Annotated in this window: 1 protein-coding gene and 1 pseudogene; both read right to left on the minus strand. The window is 36.0% G+C overall.

Annotated features, from left to right (window positions below; translation table 11 throughout):
* A pseudogene (locus ACTQXY_RS15495) lies at positions 1 to 752 on the minus strand (hypothetical protein); the annotation flags it as partial.
* A partial coding sequence (locus tag ACTQXY_RS15500; protein ID WP_441660213.1) for a hypothetical protein occupies positions 671 to 959 on the minus strand: 289 nt, incomplete at its 5' end. The pseudogene ACTQXY_RS15495 and the gene ACTQXY_RS15500, both read right to left, overlap by 82 nt.

The raw sequence follows: 959 nt of genomic DNA on the forward strand, positions 1-959 counted from the left end.
TTAGTAATATAATAATCAAAATACAATCCATCTTTTGTTTGACCTATGATACTATTTATCTGCGCTCCCTCTCTCGGCAGCTTCTGCGGAAGTAACAATTCATAAATTTTCTGTTGATTCATATCTTTATAAAACCAACGGGGGTTTTTCCCTGCATGAACTCCGAAAATGAGCTTTTCATCGTATACGCCTATTACTGCCATTTTGGAATCTTCCGCCCAATCCGCTATCTCTTCTTTTTTCACACAAACTTCTGTTTCCTTTGAATCAAAAGAATATTGAAAAATGTTTTCTTTTAGATGTGCGTCTCCTCCTGCATAGTAAAAGCTGTTTTCATCTAATGACATGGTAATATACCCATATCCATCAGATTGAAAAGGGATTTCTTCCATTGTTCTCTTTTTATAATCCAATTTATAATGGGTCACGCTCTGATTTTGAATAACAGAAAATATTTGAAATTCCTTTGTTCCGCCAAGCATCTTCATATAATCAGCTTCTTCTGTCATTATTTCTTCCTGCTTCATCGTATTCAAATCTAAGACATTAAAATGCCACTTCATTTTTACGCTCTCCACACCGTCTGTTTCAGTCATACCGATGATATCTGAATAGAAATAAAACAATTCATTCTGTACAACCACCCCGTACTCATAAGAGCCTTCTTCATTTATAAAATTCCCTTTAGACGTCCGATTACTGCCATCAAGTTCTGAAACAAAGAGTTCTGTTCCATTTTCGTTATACTCCATTCCACAGAGCTTTCCTTGATAGGGGAATATTTGGAAGCTCCCTTTTGCCGCATTACAATTGGTATTTTTGTCCTCATACTCAGAAAGATGCCGACAATCCGGTTTATTACAGATTGGAACTGCCTTCTTTGAATCAAAATCAATGTAATATGATATGCCTGATTCAACGAAAAAAATGCCCTCTTCCACTTTTGTTCCCGAAGCATT

This window comes from Faecalimonas sp. LCP19S3_D12, assembly GCF_052121495.1.
Taxonomy (GTDB): Bacteria; Bacillota; Clostridia; order Lachnospirales; family Lachnospiraceae; genus Faecalimonas.